The 5848-nt window shown below is 72.4% G+C and carries 3 protein-coding genes and 1 pseudogene; 3 read left to right on the plus strand and 1 reads right to left on the minus strand.

Annotation, left to right across the window (positions count from 1 at the left end; translation table 11 throughout):
• Nucleotides 1–534 (minus strand): annotated as a pseudogene (locus HYE82_RS33480) (hypothetical protein); the annotation flags it as partial.
• Nucleotides 535–916: 382 nt separating this feature from the next.
• On the opposite strand from HYE82_RS33480, the gene HYE82_RS33485 reads away from it, so the two are divergent.
• The 3 genes from HYE82_RS33485 to HYE82_RS33495 all read left to right on the plus strand — a co-directional run bounded on the left by HYE82_RS33485 (nucleotide 917) and on the right by HYE82_RS33495 (nucleotide 5578).
• Entirely contained in the window at nucleotides 917–2614 is a 1698-nt protein-coding gene (locus HYE82_RS33485) for a chitinase (protein ID WP_179177983.1), read from the plus strand.
• Nucleotides 2615–2750: 136 nt separating this feature from the next.
• Entirely contained in the window at nucleotides 2751–4085 is a 1335-nt protein-coding gene (locus HYE82_RS33490) for a M14 family metallopeptidase (RefSeq protein WP_179177984.1), read from the plus strand.
• Between the two features lie 209 nt (nucleotides 4086–4294).
• Nucleotides 4295–5578, plus strand: a complete 1284-nt coding sequence (locus HYE82_RS33495; protein ID WP_179177985.1) for an alanine racemase — start codon at nucleotides 4295–4297, stop codon at nucleotides 5576–5578.
• Nucleotides 5579–5848: the final 270 nt, after the last annotated feature.

Here is a 5848-nt window from a genome sequence, read left to right on the forward strand (position 1 = left end):
CGAACCGCCGGCCCCCGCCCCCGACGTACCGAGCCGGGCCAGGTGCGGTGTCGGGTGGGCCAGGACGGCGAACTGGGCCCCGGGCGACCAGGACCGGGCGTGCGCCTTGAGCCCGACCGGGACCCGGTCGAGGCGGGCGACGGAGCCGAGCAGGGCTCCGGCGTGGATGTAGTGCGAGAGCAGGCGGGCGGCCGCGGCGATGACGCCGGGGCTGAAGTCGCAGACGCTGAGCTGTCGCAGCTGACGCACCAGCAGGGCGGTGCCGAGCGGCGGCAGGTCGACGTCGAGGAGGGCGATCCGGTCGGTTTCGAGGATGGCCCGTACGGTGTGCAGCCGCCGGACGGCGGCGGGCGGCAGCCAGGTCGGGACGACGGCCAGGACGTGGCTGTGGTGCTCCAGGAGGGTGCCCACCTCGGCGAGGCCGCCTTCGAGGTCGAGCTGTCCCGGCGGGCGGAGGACGGCAGCCGTCGGGGTGTGCCGGTCAGGGGCCGGCAGCACCAGATCGGCGCTGGTGACGGCAATGGCGATCGACACGCGAACCCCCCTGTTCACCCCGTACACGGCAGCAGTTCGCTTCGCCCCGTGTACGCGCACACCCTGCGCGACCGCAAACGGCCGACGCGCTTCCCCCTCGCCGCAGAACCATATCCGCGTCACCGCTGGCGGGGCAGGGCCTTGGAGATTCCCGTGCCGCGAGCACATGTCACAGGTGGCGGGAAACCCGGACAACCGGGATCGGACGGCCGATCAGTTCAAGCCACTTCGCAAAGACCCTTGACACCGAGATTGGTCTGGACCAGCTTGAGTGCCGGGTCCCCCACTTGGCTCCGCGACCCGCTCCGCCATCCCCTTCTCCGCCTTCCGCACGATCCCTTCCCCACCCGTTCACCTCCCTTCCTCCCCCCACGGAGACCACGTGAACCGCATACGCTCCCTCGCCCTCACGGTCGCCGCGGCCCTCACCGCAGGCGGCCTGACGGCCCTGACGGCCGGCCCGGCGCAGGCCGCCGATGTCAACGTCGTCCGCAACGGAGGCTTCGAGTCCGGTCTCGCGCACTGGAACTGCAGCTCCGGCAGCGGCGCCGTCACCTCCTCGCCGGTCCATTCCGGAACGGCCGCCCTGCGGGCCACCCCGTCGGGCCAGGACCACGCGAAGTGCAGCCAGACCGTCACGGTCAAGCCGAACTCGACTTACACGATCGGTGCGCAGGTCCAGGGCTCGTACGTGTACCTCGGCGCGACCGGGACCGGCACGCAGGACGTGTCCACCTGGACGCCCGGCCCGGACGGCGGCTGGCAGAAGCTGTCGACGACCTTCACCACGGGCCCGGCCACCACCCGGGTCACCGTCTGGACGCACGGCTGGTACGGCCAGCCGTCGTACGCCGTGGACGAGTTCGGCGTCCTCGGCCCGGACGGGGGCGGCGGCCCCACCGATCCCGGCCCGCCGCTTCCCGGCGCCCCGGCCGGAGCCGCCGTTTCCGACCGGAGCCAGGACGCGCTGACCCTTTCGTGGGACGCGGTCAGCGGGGCCGTCGGCTACCACGTCCACCGGGACGGCGTCCGCGTCCGGACGGTCACGGCTCCCCCGGCCCGGATCACCGGGCTCGCGCCGTCCACCTCGTACTCCTTCCAGGTGAGCGCGTACAACGCGGCGGGCGAGGGCCCGAGGTCGGCGCCGGTGACCGGCACCACGACCGGGGGCGGCGGCCCGAACCCCAACCCGGCCGTGCCCAGGCACGCCCTGACCGGCTACTGGCAGAACTTCGACAACGGCGCGACGGTGCAGCGGATCTCCGACGTCTCCGCCGAGTACGACATCATCGCCGTCTCCTTCGCCGAAGCCACCGCCACGCCCGGCGCGATCACGTTCAACCTCGACTCGGCCGGACTCGGCGGCTACACCACGGCTCAGTTCAAGGCGGACATCGCGGCAAAAAAGGCGGCCGGGAAGTCCGTCATCCTCTCCATCGGCGGCGAGAAGGGCACCATCACCGTGCGCGACGCCGCCTCCGCGACCAACCTGGCGAACTCGGCGTACGCGCTCATGCAGGAGTACGGCTTCAACGGGATCGACATCGACCTGGAGAACGGCCTCGACCCGACCTACATGACGCAGGCGCTGCGCGCCCTGTCCGCCAAGGCCGGCCCCTCGCTCGTCCTCACGATGGCCCCGCAGACCATCGACATGCAGTCCACGTCCGGCGGCTACTTCCGGACCGCGCTGAACGTCAAGGACATCCTCACCGTCGTCAACATGCAGTACTACAACAGCGGCTCGATGAACGGCTGCGACGGCAAGGTGTACTCCCAGGGCTCGGTCGACTTCCTCACCGCGCTGGCCTGCATCCAGCTGGAGGGCGGCCTCGACCCCTCGCAGGTGGGCATCGGCGTGCCGGCCTCGCCGAGCGGGGCGGGCAGCGGGTACGTCCCGCCGAGCGTGGTCAACGACGCGCTCGACTGCCTGGCGCGGGGCGTGAACTGCGGGTCCTTCAAGCCGTCGAAGACCTACCCGGGGCTGCGCGGCGCGATGACCTGGTCGACCAACTGGGACGCCAAGGCGGGTGGTGCTTGGTCCGCCGCGGTGGGTCCGAAGGTCCACGGCCTGCCGTAGGCGGTACCTGTGGGGGTGGCGTGCACGGGATCCGGCGCGGGATCTGGCCGAATCCGGGCCCTTGACCGGGACATGCCATAAGAGCACGCTGTGCGCGTCCGCACGGCACCCCCACACTCCCCACCCAGGAGAACGCATGCGGCTCCACACCCGACGCAGGGCCGCCGTCACGGCGGCCCTGCTCGCCCTCGCGCTCGGCGCACCCGCCTACGGCATGAGCGCCACGGCGGCCCCGCCGCCCGCGCCGTCCACCGCCACCCAGGACGAGGCCGTCGCCCAGTACGAGATCCAGGGCCCGGCCACCCCGCAGGAGCGCACCGCACTGCTCCGCACGGGCGTCTCCATCGACGAGGTCGACGCCCGCTCCGTCGTCGTCAGCGCCGACACCCTGCAGGCCAGGGCCCTGCGCGCGCTCGGCTACACCCTGACCCCGCTGCCCGGCCCGCCGGACCGGACCGAGCGCGGCGCGAAGGCGAGCCCGATGGACTTCCCGTCCGCGGACTCCCGCTACCACAACTACGCCGAGATGAGCGCCGAGATCGACCAGCGCATCGCCCAGTACCCCTCGATCATGAGCAAGCGGGTGATCGGGAAGTCGTACCAGGGCCGCGACATCGTCGCCATCAAGATCAGCGACAACGTGGCGACCGACGAGAACGAGCCCGAGGTCCTCTTCACCCACCACCAGCACGCCCGCGAGCACCTCACCGTCGAGATGGCGCTGTACCTGCTCAAGGAGTTCGGCGCCGGCTACGGCACCGACACCCGCGTCACCAACGCGGTCAACTCCCGGGAGATCTGGATCGTCCCCGACCTCAACCCGGACGGCGGCGAGTACGACATCGCCACCGGCTCCTACCGCTCCTGGCGCAAGAACCGGCAGCCGAACTCAGGCTCCTCCTACGTCGGCACGGACGAGAACCGCAACTGGAACTACAAGTGGGGCTGCTGCGGCGGCTCCAGCGGCAGCAAGGGCTCCGAGACCTACCGCGGCGCGGCCGCCGAGTCCTCGCCCGAGGTCAGGGCCGTCGCGGACTTCGTGCGCAGCCGCGTCGTCGGCGGCAAGCAGCAGATCAAGGCCGCCATCGACTTCCACACCTACAGCGAGCTGGTGCTGTGGCCGTACGGGTGGACGTACAACGACACCGCCCCCGGCCTGACCGCGGACGACCTCGCCGTGTTCAAGACCATCGGCACGCGCATGGCGAGCAGCAACGGCTACACCCCGGAGCAGTCCAGCGACCTGTACATCACGGACGGCACCATCGACGACTGGCTGTGGGGCGACCAGAAGATCTTCGGGTACACCTTCGAGATGTACCCGGAGTCGGGCGGCGGCGGCTTCTACCCGCCCGACGAGGTGATCGACCGCGAGACGGCGCGCAACAAGGACGCGGTGCTCCAACTGCTGGAGAACGCGGACTGCATGTACCGCTCGATCGGCAAGGAGGCGCAGTACTGCGCCGCTTAGTGCCGCTGTCGAGGCGCTGCAGAGCCGCCGCACAGCCGTAGCACCGGCGATGCCGGGGCGCTCCCGCAGCGCGGGGGCGCCCCGCTCCGCTGCGGGCGGCCGCCCCGTCGGCACGGCCGATGTGGACCCGCCGCCTCCCGGGATGTTAGACAGCAGGCGGCACTATCCGTAACAAACGTTGCAGAGGATGCAACGCGAGGAGGATCCGCATGGGCAGCAGCGACGCAGTACGGGGGCTCGCCGACGAGCTCGTCGACCACCGCTTCAAGGGCCTGCCCCCGGACGCCGAACGGGCCGCCCTGACCGTCGGCGGGCTCGCGTCGCAGCAGCGGAACCTGTTCACCGGCGGCTTCACCACCCCGGTCCTGACCCTCGACGCCGACGCGCTGGAGCACAACCTCACCGCGCTCGGCGAGTACGCCTCCCGCCACCACCTGGCCTTCGCCCCGCACGGCAAGACCTGCATGGCCCCGCAGCTGTTCGAGCGGCAGCTGGAGCACGGCGCCTGGGGCATCACCGCGGCCGTCCCCCACCAGGCCCGCGTCTACCGGGCCTTCGGCATCCGCCGGATCTTCCTCGCGAACGAGCTCGTCGACCCGGCCGCCCTGCACTGGGTCGCCGAGGAGCTCGCCTCCGACCCCGACTTCCGCTTCGTCTGCTACGTGGACTCCGTGCGCGGCGTCCACCTCATGGACCGGGCCCTGCGCGGCCGGGCGGCCGTGGTCGACGTCGTCGTCGAACTCGGCGCCGGCGAGGGCGCCCGGACCGGCGCGCGGACCGAGGAGGACTGCCGGGCGGTCGCCGACGCGGTCGCCGACGCCGCCTCCCTGCGCCTGGTCGGCGTCGCCGGGTACGAGGCGGAGGTGCCGGACGCGACCCCTGAGTCGGTGCACGCCTGGCTGCGCCGGCTCACCGCGCTGGCCGTCGACTTCGACAAGGCCGGGCGGTTCGCCCCCGACCTGGAGGAGATCGTCGTCAGCGCGGGCGGCTCCTCCTGGTTCGACGCCGTCGCCGACGTCTTCGCCGAACTGCCCGAGCTGTCCCGGCCCGTGCTGCGGCTGCTGCGCTCCGGGGCGTACGTCTCCCACGACCACGGCTGGTACACCCGTCTGACCCCGTTCAACCGGGTCCCGGCGGAGGGGGGCCTGCGGCCCGCCTTCCGGCTGTGGACCCAGGTCGTCTCCCGGCCGTCCCCCGCGCAGGCGTTCGTCAACGCGGGCAAGCGGGACATCGCCTACGACCTGGGGCTGCCGGAGGCCGAGCTGGTACGCGACGCCCTGACCGGCGAGGAGCGGCCCGCCGCCGGGGTGCGGGTGGTGAAGCTGTCCGACCAGCACGCCTGGCTGGAGACCGACTCCGCGGACGCCGTCGAGGTGGGCGACTGGGTGGCGCTGGGCATGTCCCACCCGTGCACCATCTTCGAGAAGTGGCCGCTGATCCCGGTCGTGCGGGCGGACGGCACGGTCACGGAGTTCGTGCGCACCTTCTTCTGAGCCGGCCGGCCGATCCGGCCGGCACGATCCGGCCGGGGCGCCGGAGGCGGCCGACCGCCGCACTGCCTCGGCCGGTACGTGCGCGAGCTGGGCGTGCTGACGCCGGAGGAGTGCGTGGCGCACCGGGCGGGCGGGCCGGCGGACGGACGCCCTGGCGGGACGCTCGATCCCCGCACCTCGCACCCCGCACCCCGCACCGGGGACGCTGACGAGGGGCAGACGGGGAGGGCTGACGGGGGCCCGTGCCCGTGCGGGGTCTCCTCCTCGGGG

The organism is Streptomyces sp. BR123 (assembly GCF_013401435.1).
In the GTDB taxonomy this organism is placed as follows: Bacteria; Actinomycetota; Actinomycetes; order Streptomycetales; family Streptomycetaceae; genus Streptomyces.